The 16,831-nt window shown below is 62.0% G+C and carries 16 protein-coding genes and 1 tRNA gene; 9 read left to right on the top strand and 8 right to left on the bottom strand.

Annotated elements, in window-relative coordinates:
• Positions 1-21: 21 nt before the first annotated feature.
• Both Q1A91_RS13245 and Q1A91_RS13240 read left to right on the top strand, forming a co-directional pair.
• Entirely contained in the window at positions 22-630 is a 609-nt protein-coding gene (locus Q1A91_RS13245) for a glutathione S-transferase family protein (RefSeq protein WP_299878032.1), read from the top strand.
• Position 631: 1 nt separating this feature from the next.
• Positions 632-1,144 carry a TetR/AcrR family transcriptional regulator gene (locus tag Q1A91_RS13240; protein WP_299878029.1) on the top strand — a complete coding sequence of 171 codons (513 nt, stop codon included), beginning with the start codon at positions 632-634 and terminating at the stop codon, positions 1,142-1,144.
• A gap of 1 nt (position 1,145) precedes the next feature.
• Here the strand turns inward: Q1A91_RS13240 and Q1A91_RS13235 are convergent, their stop codons facing one another.
• Positions 1,146-1,556 carry a hypothetical protein gene (locus tag Q1A91_RS13235; RefSeq protein WP_299878026.1) on the bottom strand — a complete coding sequence of 137 codons (411 nt, stop codon included), beginning with the start codon at positions 1,554-1,556 and terminating at the stop codon, positions 1,146-1,148.
• A gap of 133 nt (positions 1,557-1,689) precedes the next feature.
• On the opposite strand from Q1A91_RS13235, the gene Q1A91_RS13230 reads away from it, so the two are divergent.
• Genes Q1A91_RS13230 through Q1A91_RS13220 form a run of 3 tightly spaced genes read left to right on the top strand, consistent with a single transcriptional unit; the run spans position 1,690 to position 4,075 of the window.
• Positions 1,690-2,628, top strand: a complete 939-nt coding sequence (locus Q1A91_RS13230) for an aldo/keto reductase (protein WP_299878021.1) — start codon at positions 1,690-1,692, stop codon at positions 2,626-2,628.
• Positions 2,625-3,278, top strand: coding sequence for a DUF938 domain-containing protein (locus Q1A91_RS13225; protein ID WP_299878018.1), 654 nt, complete (start codon positions 2,625-2,627; stop codon positions 3,276-3,278). The genes Q1A91_RS13230 and Q1A91_RS13225 overlap by 4 nt, the downstream gene beginning before the upstream one ends.
• Positions 3,278-4,075, top strand: a complete 798-nt coding sequence (locus Q1A91_RS13220; RefSeq protein WP_299878015.1) for a GH25 family lysozyme — start codon at positions 3,278-3,280, stop codon at positions 4,073-4,075. The genes Q1A91_RS13225 and Q1A91_RS13220 overlap by 1 nt, the downstream gene beginning before the upstream one ends.
• Here Q1A91_RS13220 and Q1A91_RS13215 read toward each other — a convergent pair.
• From Q1A91_RS13215 to Q1A91_RS13200, 4 genes are all read right to left on the bottom strand, one after another.
• Positions 4,072-6,564, bottom strand: coding sequence for an FAD-dependent oxidoreductase (locus Q1A91_RS13215; RefSeq protein ID WP_299878012.1), 2,493 nt, complete (start codon positions 6,562-6,564; stop codon positions 4,072-4,074). The two genes, Q1A91_RS13220 and Q1A91_RS13215, sit on opposite strands and share 4 nt — an antisense overlap.
• 239 nt (positions 6,565-6,803) lie before the next feature.
• A complete protein-coding gene (locus Q1A91_RS13210; protein ID WP_299878009.1) occupies positions 6,804-8,207 on the bottom strand; it encodes an FAD-linked oxidase C-terminal domain-containing protein in 1,404 nt (467 codons plus the stop codon).
• Positions 8,208-8,218: 11 nt separating this feature from the next.
• A complete protein-coding gene (ggt, locus tag Q1A91_RS13205) occupies positions 8,219-9,997 on the bottom strand; it encodes a gamma-glutamyltransferase (RefSeq protein WP_299878006.1) in 1,779 nt (592 codons plus the stop codon).
• A gap of 122 nt (positions 9,998-10,119) precedes the next feature.
• Positions 10,120-11,106, bottom strand: a complete 987-nt coding sequence (locus Q1A91_RS13200; protein ID WP_299878002.1) for a D-glycerate dehydrogenase — start codon at positions 11,104-11,106, stop codon at positions 10,120-10,122.
• A gap of 183 nt (positions 11,107-11,289) precedes the next feature.
• Between Q1A91_RS13200 and Q1A91_RS13195 the strand changes: the two genes are divergently transcribed.
• From Q1A91_RS13195 to Q1A91_RS13180, 4 genes are all read left to right on the top strand, one after another.
• Positions 11,290-11,745: an SH3 domain-containing protein gene (locus Q1A91_RS13195; RefSeq protein WP_299877999.1), complete on the top strand. Its 456-nt coding sequence runs from the start codon at positions 11,290-11,292 to the stop codon at positions 11,743-11,745.
• Positions 11,746-11,826: 81 nt separating this feature from the next.
• On the top strand, positions 11,827-12,819 hold the full coding sequence (locus Q1A91_RS13190; protein ID WP_299877996.1) for an NADPH:quinone reductase: 993 nt from the start codon (positions 11,827-11,829) through the stop codon (positions 12,817-12,819).
• 59 nt (positions 12,820-12,878) lie between these two features.
• Positions 12,879-14,192 carry a mechanosensitive ion channel family protein gene (locus Q1A91_RS13185; RefSeq protein WP_299877993.1) on the top strand — a complete coding sequence of 438 codons (1,314 nt, stop codon included), beginning with the start codon at positions 12,879-12,881 and terminating at the stop codon, positions 14,190-14,192.
• A gap of 63 nt (positions 14,193-14,255) precedes the next feature.
• Positions 14,256-14,330, top strand: a tRNA-Gln gene (locus Q1A91_RS13180).
• Positions 14,331-14,502: 172 nt separating this feature from the next.
• Here the strand turns inward: Q1A91_RS13180 and Q1A91_RS13175 are convergent.
• Genes Q1A91_RS13175 through Q1A91_RS13165 form a run of 3 tightly spaced genes read right to left on the bottom strand, consistent with a single transcriptional unit; the run spans position 14,503 to position 16,827 of the window.
• Complete coding sequence (locus Q1A91_RS13175; protein WP_299877990.1) at positions 14,503-16,143, bottom strand: recombinase family protein; 1,641 nt, start codon at positions 16,141-16,143, stop codon at positions 14,503-14,505.
• On the bottom strand, positions 16,140-16,550 hold the full coding sequence (locus Q1A91_RS13170) for a DUF2924 domain-containing protein (RefSeq protein ID WP_299877987.1): 411 nt from the start codon (positions 16,548-16,550) through the stop codon (positions 16,140-16,142). Before Q1A91_RS13170 ends, Q1A91_RS13175 begins: the two co-directional genes overlap by 4 nt.
• Positions 16,540-16,827, bottom strand: a complete 288-nt coding sequence (locus Q1A91_RS13165; RefSeq protein WP_299877984.1) for a DUF3489 domain-containing protein — start codon at positions 16,825-16,827, stop codon at positions 16,540-16,542. Before Q1A91_RS13165 ends, Q1A91_RS13170 begins: the two co-directional genes overlap by 11 nt.
• Between the last annotated feature and the right edge of the window lie 4 nt (positions 16,828-16,831).

The raw sequence follows: 16,831 nt of genomic DNA, 5'->3' as shown, positions 1-16,831 counted from the left end.
CTTGAATGAAAGCCATGCAAGATGATCCATCTTCACCACCTCAACCGATCGCGGTCGCACCGCATCCTGTGGCTGCTGGAGGAGTTGGAGGTCGCCTATGACGTGACCGCTTATGCCCGTGATCCCGAGACGAACCTCGCCCCTGATGCGCTGCGCGCGGTGCATCCCTTGGGCAAATCACCCATGGTTGAGATCGACGGGCGGTTGGTCACGGAAAGCGCGGCGATTGTTGAGGTGCTGTGCCAGCGATATGCGCCCGAGATGATCCCGGAGGTGGGGCGTGATGCCCATATCACCCATCTGGAGCTGATACATTTTGCCGAAGGCTCCGCCATGACACCGATCCTGCTGAACCTCTACACAGGGCGATTGGGGGAGGCAGCGGCCCCTTTGCAGCCGCGCATCAAGGCGGAATTGAGCAGTCATTTCAGCTATATGGATGGGATGTTGCGGGCTTCGGGGCATTTTGTGCAGGACAGCCTGTCGGCGGCTGACATCATGTTGAGCTTTCCTGCGGAAGTGGCGATGCGCATGGGGTACGCAGAGGCCTGCCCGGCGCTGGCGGATTTCGTGGCAAAGATGCAGGCACGGCCTGCCTACGTGCGTGCGACGGCAAAGGGCCTCGGCTGAGGTGGCCAAACGGGATGCCATTCTGGAACGGCTCGCGGCTTTCATCCTTGACGAAGGGCTGGAGGCGGCCACGCTGCGCGCGATGGCCAAGGCGGCGGATCAAAGCGACAGGATGCTGCTCTATTACTTTGCCGACAAGGAAGAGATCATTGGCGCCGCGATGGCGCTGCTGGCGCAGCAATTGACGGAGATCCTTGAGGCCAATCGGGTGCCGCAGAAGATGCGCAAGGAGCCGCTGCATGCGCATCTGGATGAAGTGGTCTTGTCAGATGCGGTCTGGCCGTATCTGCGGCTGTGGCTTGATCTGGCCGCGCGGGCAGCGCGGCATGATCCGCATCTGGCGGAGGTCGGACAGGCGATTGGGCGGGGGTTTCACCAGTGGATCGAGGGGCAGCTTGCCACCGCTGATCCTGATCTGCGCCGCAAGGAAGCGACGCATATCATGATCGGGCTGGAAGGGATTGTTGTGCTGCGCGCGGTGGGCATGCAGGATCTGGTGCGGGAGTTGCTGTAGGTCAATTGGCTGTGCTGGGCCCTTTGTCCATCACCAAAGCCAGCACGATGCCCACGCCGACACCCCACAGGATGGTCCCGCCTGCCCCCGCGTGCAGGTCAACGGATGCACCATAAAGCGTGGGAAACCACGCCAGTGCCACCCCATCACACAGGGTCGCGATGCCGGAACTCAGGGCGAAACCGGGGTAGAGCTGCCCCGGCCGAGCCGCCGCAAGCTTTCCGGCCAGCCAGACCACCGGCACTGTGCCCGGAATGATCAGCGCATAAACCAGCACCCGCAGCCCTCCTTCATAGATGCCGGTTGGGCCAAGCACACGCAGGAGCAGCGCGGCAGTGAGCCAGCCAGCAACGCCGTATAGAACAAAGACGAACAGCTGTTTCGCGGTGAGGTTTTGGAAGGTCTGGGTCATGGCGTCCTCATGAATGTAGCGTGTACTACATTTCTATATCTATTTTCTGTAGTGTTTGCTACATTTTTCTTTTCACTCGAATTTCACATGCTCCGGATTGCGCCCGAAAGCGCCGCGTGGCACCACTTCTGCCATGAAACAGACACTCACCAGCCCGAACGGCACCCCTGCCAGCCGCCTTGCCTTTGGTACGATGCAGTTTGGCGGGCGGGCGGATGAAACCGCTTCCCGCGCGATGTTTGAGGCTTGCCTTGCCGGCGGGATCAACCATTTCGATACCGCGCATGTCTATACCGATGGCGCGTCCGAGACGCTGCTGGGCCGCTTTGCCTGTGATCACCGGGATGACCTGATCATCGCAACCAAAGCGGGCTACACTGGCGGGTCAGGGGCTGAGAACATTCTGACCAGCAGCGCGGAATCGCGTCAACGGCTGGGGATGGACACGCTGGACGTTCTCTACCTGCATCGGTTCGATCCTGATACCGATCCGCGGGAGACCTTTGACACTTTTGCGACACTGAAAGCGCGCGGGCATGTGCGCCACATTGGTCTGTCCAACTATGCCGCGTGGCAGGTGGTCAAAGCCGCAGGGGTTGCGGCAGAATTTGATCTGGACATTGCCGTCATCCAACCGATGTACAACCTCGCCAAACGTCAGGCGGAGGTTGAGATCCTGCCGATGGCGGATGATCTGGGCATTCTGGTCGCGCCCTATTCGCCGTTAGGCGGTGGATTGCTGACCGGGAAATATGCAGCGGGCGGCACGGGACGGTTGACCGAAGACCACCGCTATGCCGCGCGGTATGACCAGCAGGCCATGCGCGATGCGGCTGCGGGGCTGTCTGCGCTGGCACGTGAGATGGGTGTGGATGCCGCGACATTGGCCGTGGCGTGGGTTGCTGCCCATCCCACAGGGCCCAGCCCGATTATCTCTGCCCGGTCGGCGGCGCAGCTGGCCCCTTCCCTTGCGGCAAAGTCTTACACGATGGACGCGGAGACCTACGCGCGCGTCAGCGCCCTGTCGCCCACCCCGCCTCCGGCAACGGACCGACTGGAAGAGCAGACGTGACCGGCCGCCTGCCCCCCACCGCAAGTGTTGCGGAGGCGACCGAAGGCATGAAACTGAACGCGCCTTCGGCTTTGCGCAATGTCGATGCCCTGACCAACCTTTTGTTGGAAGTGGCACCGACCACAGGCACCGCGCTGGAATTGGCCAGCGGCACCGGGCAGCATATCGTCGCCTTTGCCCAAGCCCTGCCCGGCCTGACATGGCACCCCAGCGATCTGGCCGCGGACCGCCGAGCGAGCATTGATGCCTACCGGATGGAGAGCGCATGCGCCAACATCGCGCCCGTCCGCGCGCTGAATGCCTGCGCATCAGGGTGGAGCCGGGACATGCCTGCCCAAGACCTGATCGTTTGCATCAACCTGCTGCATCTGGTGTCAGATGCCGCCGCACAGACCCTCGTGCTGGAGGCCGGACAGGCGTTGGCTCCGGGCGGCACGCTGATGCTCTATGGGCCGTTCAAGCGGGATGGCCAGTTGACCAGCGAAGGCGATGCGCGGTTTGACGCGCAGTTGCGTGCTGCGGATGCCGCAATCGGGTATAAGGACGACAGCACCGTTTCGGGCTGGCTGGCGCAGGCCGGTCTGGCAAGCGCAGCACCTGTCCCGATGCCCGCAAACAACCTCGCCTTTGTCGGCAGAAAGCCCCGCTGATGACACCGATGACCCGCCGCCTTGCCCTGTTGGGGTTGACCAGCCTTGCCGCCTGCGGCGCCGCGCCGCGCAGCGCGCCACCGGGCCCGCCGGGCATGCTGTTCCGTCAGAGGTTCGATGACGCCGACCCGGTTGATTTTGCCACCCCCCGACCTGCGCAGTTCCCCGTACACGGGATTGACGCAGCGCGGTTCCAAACCCGCATCGACTGGAACACCGCGCGTGCAAACGGGGCGAATTTCGCCTTCATCAAAGCGACCGAAGGCGGCGACCTGCTGGATCCGTCGTTCAAAGACCACTGGCGCGGTGCAGGCCGGTCCGGCATGTGGCGCGGGGCCTATCACTTTTACTATTTCTGCACCGAACCGGAGGTGCAGGCCCGCTGGTTCATCCGCAATGTGCCACGGCGCGCAGGTGATCTGCCGCCCGTGCTGGATATGGAGTGGAACCCCCAATCGCCCACTTGTGCAACGGTACGCCCCCCGGCTGCGGAAGTGCAGGACCAGATGCGCCGCTGGCTGGCCATCGTCACGGCCCATTACGGGACGCGCCCGATCATCTATACGACGCCGGGATTCTACGAAGACGCCAACCTGCGCAGCTTCACGGGGTATGATTTCTGGCTCCGCACCACCGCAAAAACCCCGGCCGAGGCCTATCCCGGTCAGCCCTGGCGGTTCTGGCAGTACTCCGCCACGGGGCTTATTGACGGCGTCGCAGGCGAAGTGGACCTGAACGCCTTCAATGGCAGTCAGGACGCTTGGCAAGCCTGGGTGGCGGCGCGGGCGATTGCTTAACCGTCCACCCGAATGCGTGCGTTCCCTGGATCATAAGGGCTGTCCTCGGTGATCTCCGCATCCCAAAGCTGATCGAACATCTTGACCTTCAATTTGGTGCCGGGTGCGGCATGTTCAGGCTTCACATATCCCATGCCGATGGATTTGCCGAAGGCCACCGAATAGCCGCCAGAGGTCAGACGTCCGGTGCGCTCATCCCCCGCATAGAGCACCTCACGCCCCCAGGGGTCCGCATCCGCAGGGCCGTCGATCAGCACGGTCACGCATTTTGCATTGATCCCGTGATCCACCATGCGCTGCTTGCCGTGGAAGTCTTTGTTCAGATCCACAAACCGAGGCAGATCCGCCTCAAGCGGCGTGGCATCCCGACCCAGTTCCGTGCCAAACGCGCGATAGGATTTCTCCTGCCGAAGCCAGTTCTGCGCCCGCGCACCGACCAACTTCATGCCGTGCTTCTCCCCCGCCTTCTCAAGCTGATCAAAGAGGTAGTTCTGCATCTCGATCGGGTGATGAAGCTCCCAGCCCAACTCCCCGGTATAGGCCACGCGGATCGCCCGCACGGGCGCCATACCCAGCTCGATGTTGCGCATGGTCAGCCAGGGGAAACGCTTGTTGCTGAGCACGGTATCGGGGTCTGCATCCTTCACGATCTCCCGCAGCACATCGCGCGATTTCGGGCCCGCGATGGCGAAAACACCCCACTGCGTCGTGACATCGTGGCACTCGATATAGCCGAACTCGGGCGCCTTGTCCTCAATCGCCTTGCGCAGGTAATCGCTGTCATAGGCCGTCCAGGCGCCCGCAGACACGAGGTAGTACTCATCCTGCGCCAAGCGCACGATGGTGTATTCCGTGCGCGTCGTCCCTGCGCCGGTCAGCGCGTAAGTCAGGTTGATCCGCCCGACCGAGGGCAGTTTGTTGCAGGTGAACCAATCCAGAAACGCCGTTGCGCCGGGGCCTTTGACCACATGTTTGGTAAAGGCCGTCGCATCAATCAGGCCCACGCCTTCGCGGATGGCCTTTGCCTCCTCCACGGCATACTGCCACCAGCCGCCACGCCGGAAACTGCGGCTGTCGTGGTCGCTGAACCCTTCCGGGGCATAGTAATTCGGCCGCTCCCAGCCATTCACCCAGCCAAACTGCGCGCCCCGTGCCGCCTGCCGGTCATAGGCTGGCGAGGTCCGCAAAGGCCGACAGGCGGGCCGCTCCTCATCCGGGTGGTGCAGGATATAGACGTGTTCATAGGCTTCTTCATTCTTGCGCGCGGCAAATTCCGTCGTCATCCAATCGCCGTAGCGTTTGGGATCAAGCGACGCCATGTCGATCTCCGCCTCGCCGTCGACCATCAGTTGCGCCAGGTAATACCCCGTGCCGCCCGCCGCCGTGATGCCGAAGGAGAACCCTTCGGCAAGCCACATGTTGCGCAGACCAGGTGCGGGCCCGACCAGCGGATTGCCGTCGGGCGTGTAACAGATCGGCCCGTTGAAATCATCCTTCAGCCCACATTCTTCGGTCGTCGGAATGCGGTGGTTCATCGCCATGTATTGATCTTCGATCCGGTCCAGATCCAGCTGGAACAGATCCGCGCGGAAGCTGTCCGGCACGCCGTATTCAAACCGGGCGGGCGCGTCGCGCTCATACACACCCAGGATCCAGCCACCGCGCTCTTCGCGCACATAAGACTGGGCATCGGCATCGCGGATCACCGGATGCTCCACATTGCCACCTTCACGGAATTTCACCAGTTCCGGGTCCTGATCCATCACGATGAACTGATGCTCCACCGGAATGGCGGGCATCTTGATGCCCAGCATCTTCGCGGTGCGCTGCGCATGGTTGCCGCTCGCCGTCACCACATGCTCCGCCGTGATGACAATCTGCTGGCCCGAGGGCACCAGATTGCCGCCCTTTTCCACCATCTTGGTCGCGGTCACTTCCCAAGCTTCGCCGTTCCAGTGAAACGCATCCGCCTGCCACTTCCGCTCGATCATCACCCCACGCTGCCGCGCGCCCTTGGCCATCGCCATGGTCACATCGGCCGGGTTGATATAGCCGTCCGTATGGTGATAAATCGCGCCCTTCAGATCGTCCGTGCGAATGAGCGGCCATTTGGCCTTGATCTCATCAGGGGTCATCCACTGATAGGGCACCCCGCAGGTCTCCGCGGTGGAGGCATAGAGCATATACTCATCCATCCGCTCTTGCGTCTGCGCCATGCGCAGGTTGCCGACCACCGCAAAACCCGCATTCAGCCCGGTCTCTTCTTCCAGCGTCTTGTAGAACTTGATGGAGTAGTCATGAATATGCGTGGTCGCATAAGACATGTTGAAATAGGGCAGCAGCCCCGCCGCATGCCATGTGGAACCGGAGGTCAACTCGTCGCGCTCCAGCAGCATCACATCGTCCCATCCCGCCTTCGCCAGATGATAGGCAATCGCGGTGCCCACGGCACCACCACCCACAACCAATGCTTTCACTTGCGTTTTCATGGACCGACTCCTTCACAGCACGCTTCCGCCCCTGTTTTAGGGCCCCATACCCCCAAAACGCGCGCAGCAGCCGACCCAAATCCGCAAAAATACGACCTCCCCACCGCGCAAGGCCCCTCAGGCGCGCCCCTCTTTTCTCCATAAATATCCCAGAGCGCGAGACAGCGTCTCGCACCCCGATTTTTCGGAGGAAAATCAATAAATCAAATGCGGGCTTGCCCGCTCCTTTTGGAAAACCCCTACGGCAGGATTTTCCCCGGGTTCATGATGTTGTCCGGGTCCAGCGCATGTTTGATCATCCCCATCACATCCACCGTATCCGCCCCCAATTCCCGCACCAGATAGGGCCGCTTCCCCTGCCCGATGCCGTGCTCGCCAGTGCAGGTGCCGTCCATGCCAATCGCCATGTCATTGAGCCAGCTGACAAAGGCTTTCGCCCGCGCCACTTCCGCCGCATCCTCCATATTCACCAAGAGCGAAGCATGAAAATTGCCGTCCCCCGCATGCCCCACCACGGGCGCAAACAGGTCCATTTCCGCCGCCTTCGCCTCCGAGGCCGCCACCGCTTCGGCAAAGCGCGAAATCGGCACACAGACATCCGTCGCCACCGCCCCGCATCCGGGCTTGAGCGCCAGCATCGCCCAATAGGCATCGTGACGCGCCTGCCAGAGCTTCGTGCGTTCCTCCAATGTGGCCGTGGCGGTATAGCCGCTACCGCCTTCCTCCTCCGCAAGCATCCCAAAGGTCTCCGCCTGCTCCTTGACCGCGGCGTCCGAGCCGTGGAATTCCAGCAGCAACATCGGCTCTTCAGGCATATCCAGCCCGGAATAGCTGTTGAGCGCTTTCACCAGCCATTTGTCCAGCAGCTCAATCCGCGCCACCGGCAAGCCGTATTGAATAACCGCCATCACCGTCTTTGCCGCCGCTTCCACGGAAGGAAACGAACAGCGCGCGGCGGATATCGCCTCCGGTATCCCCTGCAAGCGCAAGGTAATCTCCGTGATCAGCCCAAGCGTGCCTTCCGAACCCACCATCAACCGCGTCAGGTCATAGCCTGCAGAGGTCTTGCGCGCGCGCTGTGCAGTGCGGATCACCCGGCCATCCGCCATCACCGCCTCCACGCTCAGCACATTGTCCTTCATCGTGCCATAGCGCACCGCATTGGTGCCCGAGGCCCGCGTCGCCGTCATCCCCCCAAGGGAGGCATTGGCACCGGGATCAATCGGGAAAAACAACCCCTGATCGCGCAGATAGGTATTCAGCGCCTCCCGCGTCACCCCCGGCTGCACCCGGCAATCCAGATCCCCCGCATTGACCTCCAGCACCTTGTCCATCTGCATCAGATCCACACAAATGCCGCCTGCCGGCGCATTCACATGCCCCTCCAGCGAAGTGCCTGTGCCATAGGCAATGATCGGCACCTTATGGGCGGCACATACCTTCACGATCTCCGACACCTCCTGCGTGGATTGCGCAAAGATCACCGCATCGGGCTTCTGGTTCTCGATCCAGGTGGTGGTATGCCCATGCTGTTCGCGCATCGCTTCCCCGGTCTGGCACCGCTCCCCAAACTGTTGTTTGAGGATCCCCAGAGCCGTTTCAATCCCCGCCGCATTGCGGGGCAAGCTGCCACCATCTGCCATCGTCTCTCTCCCTATTGACCCAGCGCGATGCCTTCGCGGCGCGGGTCCGCGCCGCCCTGCACCCCATCGCCAATCGCGATCAGATGCAGGCCCGACGTCAGCGCCCGCGTGTTCACTTCAAACCCCAGTGCCGTCAGCCCGTCCGCAAGCCCCACCGCGGCGGTGCCTTCTTCCAGATCATAGGTGCCAAAGCGGTTCACGGCATGAGGAATGCTCGCCGCCTGTTGTACATCCATGCCCCAGTCGATCACACCGATGATCGCCTGGGCGGTATAGCCAATGATCCGGCTGCCACCGGGCGATCCCACCACCAACACCGGCGCGCCGTCCTTCAGGACAATCGTGGGCGACATCGACGAACGCGGCCGCTTGCCCGGCTCCACCCGGTTGGCAATCGGCACACCCTCGCGGTGGCTGCGAAAGGAAAAATCCGTGAGCTCATTGTTCAACAGAAACCCGCCAACCATCAGACGGCTGCCAAAGCCATTCTCGATCGTCGTGGTCATGCTGGCCACATTGCCCGCCGCATCCACGATGGAGATATGAGAAGTCGACGGCAGTTCAATCGACACATCATCCGCCCAGTTCAACGCATGATCAAACGCCGGATTGCCCGGTGCAACCTCAGGCAGGGCTGCATCGGTGTTCAACACCTGCGCCCGCTCCGCCATATAGGCGGGATCCAGCAGCCCCGCCACCGGCACCGGCACATAATCACTGTCGGCCAGATAACGCCCGCGATCCGCGAACGCCAACCGCGCGGCATCTCCCATCAACCGCCGCACGTCCACGTCCTGCGGTCCGGCGCTCAGATCAAACCCTTCCAGCGCCCCCAGAATCTGCCCCACGGCCACCGCCCCCGAGGAGGGCGGCCCCATCCCGCAAACCTGATGCGCGCGGTAAGGGGCACAGACCGCCGGGCGTTCCTTGATCCGGTAGATGGCCATATCCACCTCCGACAGCACACCGGGCTTAGCCGCCCCCTGCACCGTTGCCACGACATCGCGGCCAATCTGCCCGCCATAAAAGGCATCCGCCCCCTGCGCTGCAAAGGCATCAAGCGTCGCGGCATACGCTTCGTTCTTCAACAGATCGCCCGCCGCAACAGGCGTCCCACCGGGCAGGAAATAGGCCGCCGTCACGTCCGAGGACGCCAGCCGCTCCGCATCCCCGGCAACCAGCCCCGCCAGACGCGAAGACACGGAAAACCCCTCCAGCGCCAAATCACGGGCGGGTGCCAACAAGGACGCCCAGTCCTGCGTCCCCCAGCGCGCATGCACCTCAGCCAGCAACGCAGGTGTACCGGGCGTGCCCACGGACAAACCGCCCACAACCGCATCAAAAAACTTCAACGGCGCGCCTGCATCATCCTGAAACAACTGCGGCGTCGCCGCCAGGGGGGCGGTTTCGCGCCCGTCCAGCGTCGTCACTTCGCCACTTGCCGCATCATACCAGACCAGAAACGCCCCGCCGCCCAGACCCGAGCTTTGCGGCTCCACCAGACCCAGCATCACCTGCACCGCCACCAGCGCATCCGCCGCCGTGCCGCCGCGCGCCAGCACATCTGCCCCTGCCTGCACCGCATGAGGATTGGCGGCCGCAACCATCCAGTCCGACGCGACAACCGGCACGCCAGACGCCTTGGCCGCCAGCGCCTCGGCCACCGCCGGTGAGATCGCTTCAAAAGCCCCTGCTGTGGCGGCTTCAGGGTCCACCGCATCCGCCGCCTGCTGCGCGGCGACTGCCACACCCCAGGCCGCCATTACACCTGTCATCAAAGTCAAACGCATCGCATCTTTCCTCTCTTTTCTCCCCAAATATCCCGGAGCGCGAGGCAGAGCCTCGCCAAATTTGGCCCTGCCAAATTCATAAAATCGCGTGCGGCGCATGCCGCTCAATGGGGTCAACGCTGCTAAAGCATCGAGGGGACAACCTGATCAGGAGGACGGTGGCCATCATCAAAGGTCTTGATGTTGATGATCACCTTTTCGCCCATCTCGATCCGGCCCTCCAGCGTGGCGGACCCCATATGCGGCAAGAGTACCACATTTTCCAGATCGCGCAGACGTGGATTGATCTCCGTGCCATGTTCATAGACATCAAGGCCTGCACCGGCGATTTCGCCCGCACGCAGCATCCGGGTGAGCGCATTTTCATCAATCACCTCCCCACGCGACGTGTTCACGATCACCGCGTCGGGCTTCATCAGTTTCAGCCGCCGCGCGTTCATCAGATGGAACGTCGTTGGTGTGTGGGGGCAGTTGACGCTGATCACATCCATCCGCGCAACCATCTGATCAAGGCTCTCCCAATAGGTGGCCTCGAAACTCTCTTCGATCTGGTCATGCAGGCGGCGGCGGTTGTGGTAATGGATCTGCATGCCAAAGGCCCGCGCGCGGTGTGCGACCGCCTGGCCGATGCGCCCCATGCCCAGAATGCCCAACCGGCAGCCCGACACCCTGCGTCCCATCAAGGCGGTGGGGGCCCAGCCATCCCAGGTGTCCTGCTGGATCACCGACATCCCGGCGGGCATCCGCCGGGTGACGGCCAGGATCAGCGCCATGGTCATATCCGCGGTATCATCGGTCAGCACACCGGGCGTGTTGGAGACAAGGACCCCCCGCTGCCGTGCGGTTGAGACGTCGATATGGTCCACACCCGCGCCATAGTTCGCAATCAGCTTCAGGCGGTCCCCCGCCTGCCCGATCAATGCGCCGTCAATCTCATCGGTGAGCGTGGGCACCAGCACATCCGCCCCTTTGACAGCCTCGATCAACTCGGCACGGGTCATGGGTGTGTCGTCTTCCCGCAGGCGGACATCGAACAATTCCGACAGGCGGGTTTCCACCGCTTCCGGTAACCGTCGCGTCACTACAACACTCAACCGTTTCTTTGACATTGCGTCCTCCCCGAGACTTGGCCTGCGCGTCTTTGGTTGTCATGGTGTCTCATGCAGCGACGGGGCACAAGAACCCTGCGTGGCAAAATGAGCAGACCGAACCTCCAAGACAGTGCAGGCAGCACCCATTTTATGCGACGTCTTTTTATCTTTACCCTCCAGGTACTGATCATAACGAGTCTCATGGTTACGTCACCCGCTTCGGCGGGTGACGTTGGTCCTGTGACGAAACTGCCTATGCCACGGTACGTGTCGCTGAAGGCGGCAGAAAGCAACGTGCGGCGCGGCCCCTCGTTGACCCACAGAATCGACTGGGTGTTCAAGCGCCGCGACATGCCGCTCAGGATCACCGCAGAGCATGGCCACTGGCGCCGGGTCGAGGACCGCGACGGCATGGGGGGCTGGGTGCATTATTCCCTGTTGTCCGGTGTGCGCACGGTTCTGGTTGAGCAGGACATGCTGTCCCTGCACGCCCGTCCCGACCCCAAAGCGCCGGTGACGGCCGCGCTGGAACTGGGCGTTGTGGCGCGTCTGGGCGATTGCGACGTGGAATGGTGTGAATTGCGCACCGGTGGCTATCGTGGCTGGGCGCCCAAGGCGCGTATCTGGGGCGTCGCGCCGGGAGAGATTCGCGACTGATCCGCCGGGCACCGGCCAATTGCATCCCGGCGCTGTTTGACCCAAAGTGACGCCTGCTTTCCCTCTCTCCAAGGATCCTCCATGCAGGCCATCACCTATGACCGCTTCGGCGCCGCCCGCGACGTCCTGACCCTGTCAGACATTCCAAGCCCCGCTCCCGGCGCAGGCGAGGTGCGCGTCACCCTTGCCTATTCCGGCGTCAACCCGTCAGACGTGAAATCCCGCGCAGGCACGCGCCCCGGCGTGACAAAACCCGCCTTCCCCCTGATCGTCCCCCACAGCGACGGCGCCGGAGAGATCGTGGCCGTGGGCACCGGCGTGGACAGCGCGCGCATCGGTCAGAAGGTCTGGATCTGGAACGGCCAGTGGCAACGCAGCCATGGCACCGCCGCGCAGGAGATCACCCTGCCCGCCGCGCAGGCCGTGCCCCTGCCCGATGGCACCTCCCTTGAGACAGGCGCCACCCTTGGCATTCCGGGGCTCACCGCCTGCCACGCCGTTTTCGGCGGTGGCGATATCCGCGGCAAGACCCTGCTGATCCAGGGCGGCGGCGGCAGCGTGGGATACCTTGCCGTACAGTTCGCCAGATGGGGCGGGGCCAGGGTCATCGCCACCTGCAGCGCGCGCGACCGCGACCGGGTTGCGGCAGCGGGTGCAGATGTGGTGCTGGACTACCGCGCCCCTGATCTGGCCGCAGAAGTTCTGGCGGCAAACGGCGATGCACCCGTCGACAGTGTGGTTGAGGTCGAATTCGGACGCAACATTACCGTGGATGCAGAGGTGATTGCCCCCAATGGCCGCCTGGCGGCCTATGGCTCCGCTGCGGAGATGTCGCCAACGCTGCCGTTTGGCCCGCTGCTGTTCAAAGCCGCAACCATCGACATCATATTGATTTACCTGCTGCCCGCGCCCGAACGGACGCTGGCCATTGAAAAGCTGCATGCCGCTCTTGATGCCGGAGCGCTGGACAGCCCGATTGACGCGGTGTTCCCGCTGGCCGAAACCGCCGCTGCCCATGAAGCGGTAGAAGCCGCCGGGCGCGTAGGGGCGACGTTGATCGCCTGTCAAAGCTGAATTGCAAAAGGCCACCCGACTGCCCTAGGGTCGGGTGCATTGCAATGATGAGATTTCCGATGCGCCTGATCACACTTGTTCTGTTGACCTTTGCTTTTGCCCTGCCGCTTGCCGCACAGACAAACCAACCCAGCGGCACCATCACGGTTGAGGACAGTGCGGCCGCAGATGCCGCCATCGCCAACCGCATCCGCGACATTCTGGGAGAGCTGGACGGGTATGATGACATCACGGTCACCGTTTCTTCGGGGATCGTGACACTGCGGGGCACCACACTGGACATGCCTGCTGCCGCGCGGCTGTCAGAACTGGTGGGACGGGTCGAAGGCGTGGTCGCCATCGAGAACGACGTGGCCGAGACCACGGATGTCGCACGCCGTCTGAACCCGGCGGTGGAGCGGTTCCGCGACCGCATGAAACAGGCAATTGCCTTCCTGCCGCTTGCACTGATTGCGGTGACGGTCTTTGTCCTGATCATCCTCTTTGGCTTTTTCATTGCCCGGCTGCGCCAGCCCTGGGAGCGGCTTTCCCCCAATGCTTTCATCGCAGATATCTACCGGCAGATCATACGGTTGCTGTTCATCGTCGGCGGGCTTGTCGTGGCACTGGATATTGTCGGTGCAACGGCCCTGCTGTCGGGCATCCTGGGGGCTGCCGGGATCGTTGGCCTCGCCATCGGATTTGCCGTGCGCGACACGGTGGAGAACTTCATCGCCTCCATCATGCTGTCGATCCGGCAGCCTTTTCGCCCCAATGACACGGTGGAGATCGAAGGCGATGTCGGCAAGGTGATCCGCCTGACGTCCCGCGCGACCATCCTGCTCAGCTTTGATGGCAACCACATCCGCATCCCCAACGCGACAGTCTTCAAAAGCCGCATCGTGAACTTCTCCCGCAATGCGGAGCGTCGGTTTACCTTTGCGCTGTGCGTGGCATCGGATGCCGATCTGGACGCAGCGCGTCAGCTGGCCGAGGACAGGCTGCGGGGCTTGCCGTTTGTGCTGGACACGCCCGAGGCGTCCGCCTGGATCGCCTCTGTCGACGATTTCTGGATCACGCTGGAGATGGCCGCCTGGATCAACCAGAACGACACCTCCATTGTGCTGGCCCGATCCGAAGCGATCCGCCTGACCCAGGCCGCCTTTGACGCCGCCGGGATTTCCGCCCCCCTGCCCACCTACCGGATCGACGGCCTGCCCGCGATGGCCGGTCACCCCCCAGCCCCAAAACGCGCCCCCGCCCCCTCCCCCGTGGCCGCACCGGTGCAGGACGTTGAGGCGACCGAGGAGAAAGAGCTGGAGAAAATCGTCGATCTTGAACGTGCAGAGCTCGCCCGTGATGACCTGCTGAGAGAGAATGCACAGGAAGAATAGGCCGATTTTTCCCAAAACGGGTCTTGCACTAGCCGCCTGACAGCCTTAATTAGCCCCTCACGTTGGGATGTAGCCAAGTGGTAAGGCAACTGTTTTTGGTACAGTGTACCGTAGGTTCGAATCCTACCATCCCAGCCACACACACTTCCGACTGCAAACGATACGAGGTTGGCGTCGCTTAGTGGCGTAAATTCAGAGGCTTGCCTGCTCTGCCTCATCCTGCAGACTGATATAGCCCGGCGACTACGGACCAAAAACCCCAGAAGTCTGAGGTCGGCATTTCCGCGATACGAGTTTGGGGTGTTTCGGATTAGAGCGCCGCGGTCAGCTGGCGCTGTTCTGACCAGTCGGACGGAATCTCATGGCGCAGGCACCAGTCGGAGCTCAGTCCGATTGGTTGTTTGCCTTCAATGACGTCGCGCAAGATGTCGGGTGCCAAGAATGCTAGGTCGATCATCTGCTGGATGCGGCGCTTTGATGTCGTCTCGGTGGCGGCGATATCTGAGAAGGTTTCGCCTGCCTTGATCCGCTCATACCAGACATGCGCCTTGGCGATGTTCTTGATCAAGGTCTCATCCCGGTCGCCTGGTTGATCAGCAAGGATCAGTTTGGTCTCGACGCCGCGTTTCCTCAGTTGGAATGGTGCTGTGATGGCAAGATCATCCTGCGGAGTGTCATTGATATCTAGCTCAAGCAGTGCACCCAGCCTTTCTGTATCGAGGGTAATGCTGAGCTGGCCAAGGCCAAGATCGATGCGCTCGATGAGATCCAGCGATGGAACGATGGCTTTCCTAGCGCAGACCGTTTGAGCCTTGGATTTGGCTGTCGCGATTTCGCTGGCCGTGGCATTTCGCGCAACCCTACCAATGAACGAGGGGCTGTTGATACCTTGCTGCAAGACATGCGCAACTTTCTGTTCCAGTTCCTCCCCCGGCAAGCGCCAGCCATCTTTACTGGCCTCACCGCTGTGTTTGATCAACCTATGCGAGACGTAGTATCGCAACCGCGCACCCTTACGGGTCTTGGTATGTGATGGCGTCAGGCGATCCCCTGTCTCATCAAAGACCTTGCCACAGAGCAGGGATCGTTGCTTAGCGGTCTTGCGCGTCCTGCCCTTTGCTGCGCCGTCCTGTAGTTGGCGTTGGATGCAATCCCAGCGCTCGGGGTCGATGATCGCCGGGTGTTGACCGTCAAAAACCTTCTCCCGATGGCGAATGCGCCCGGCGTAGATCGGATTGGTCAGGATGTGATGGATGTGGCCCCGGTCGAAGGGGTTGAAACCGGTCATGGTGCCATCTGAGGCTGTACGCTGGCGGCTCCTCAGACCAAGCACATCAGCCTGCGCCTTTACTTCGCGGACCGTCCCGTATTGTTCGTAGAGATCGTAAAGCGTTCTGATCGTCTTTTCTTCAACTCCGTTGATCGTCAGTGTCCGCCCATCCGGATCATATCCCAGCGGCACACTACCGCCCATCCACAGCCCCTTCCGCTTGGATGCCGCGATCTTGTCTCGGATGCGTTCTGCTGTCACTTCGCGTTCAAACTGAGCAAATGAAAGGAGCATGTTCAGCGTCAAGCGCCCCATGCTGGTGGCCGTATTGAACGATTGGGTTACGGAAACGAACGACGCTTCGGCAGCATCCAGTGTGTCCACAATCTTGGAGAAGTCCGCGAGGGAGCGCGTAAGCCGGTCGATCTTGTAGACGACGATCTGGTCAACGAGCCCGTCTGCGATGTCCTGCAGTAGATGCTTCAGCGCAGGCCGCTCCAGCGAGCCGCCCGACAACCCACCATCACCGTAATGTTGCGGCAACAGCACCCAGCCTTCATGCTTCTGACTGGAGATGTAGGCAGCACAGGCTTCCCTTTGCGCATCCAACGAGTTGAACTCTTGCTCAAGGCCATCTTCCGAGGACTTGCGGGTGTAAATGGCGCAGCGGATCTTCTTCATGCCCCGCCCCCTGCTCCTGCTGTCAGTCCAAAGAAGCGAGGACCAGACCAGGTTGCCCCGGTGATGTGTTTGGCGATGGCGGTGAGCGAGCGCCAAGTTTTGCCATCCATCTCAAAGCCCGCATCCGTGACCTGCACTTGATAGGTGCGCCCATTCCATTCCCGAACAAGATGCGCCCCCGTGCTCAGCTTGGGCGGCGCCGCATTGGTAACGTCTTCTCCTGCTGCGATTTGCCGTAAGGAGCGCCGTGTCTTGGCTGTTAACCCGCCCATCGCCTCGCACTGGGCCTCATACGCCAGCGCCTTTTGCATGAACGGCACAGACAAATAGAGCGGCGGAGGCGATCCAAAGACCGCCTCCCATCGTGCTAGCGTCGCGGGCCGCGCCCGGTCTGGTTCACGCCGCATTGGCTGCCTCCAAGGGCCGTGCGGAACTCTCTGGCTGCGGTGTTGCCAGGATCCGATACTTCGAGATCCCGCCCTTCGCTGGCTTCTCCCCTGCGATCTCATAACCCGCCTTGCGCAACCCTGTCAGCGCCGCCCGTGTCGTATGCTGCTGCCAACCCAGCTTCTCACTCAATACTTTGACATCAACGCCCGTCTTGTGGCTCAGCAATTTGATCAACCGATCCTTCTTGGTCACGCGCCCAGCCGCGTGTGTCTTCTTGCTCGTTTTCTTGGTCATATCC

The organism is uncultured Sulfitobacter sp. (assembly GCF_947500075.1).
GTDB lineage: Bacteria > Pseudomonadota > Alphaproteobacteria > Rhodobacterales > Rhodobacteraceae > Sulfitobacter.
The sequence above is the reverse complement of the archived record's forward strand: the minus strand, read 5'-3'. Positions and strand labels throughout refer to the sequence as shown.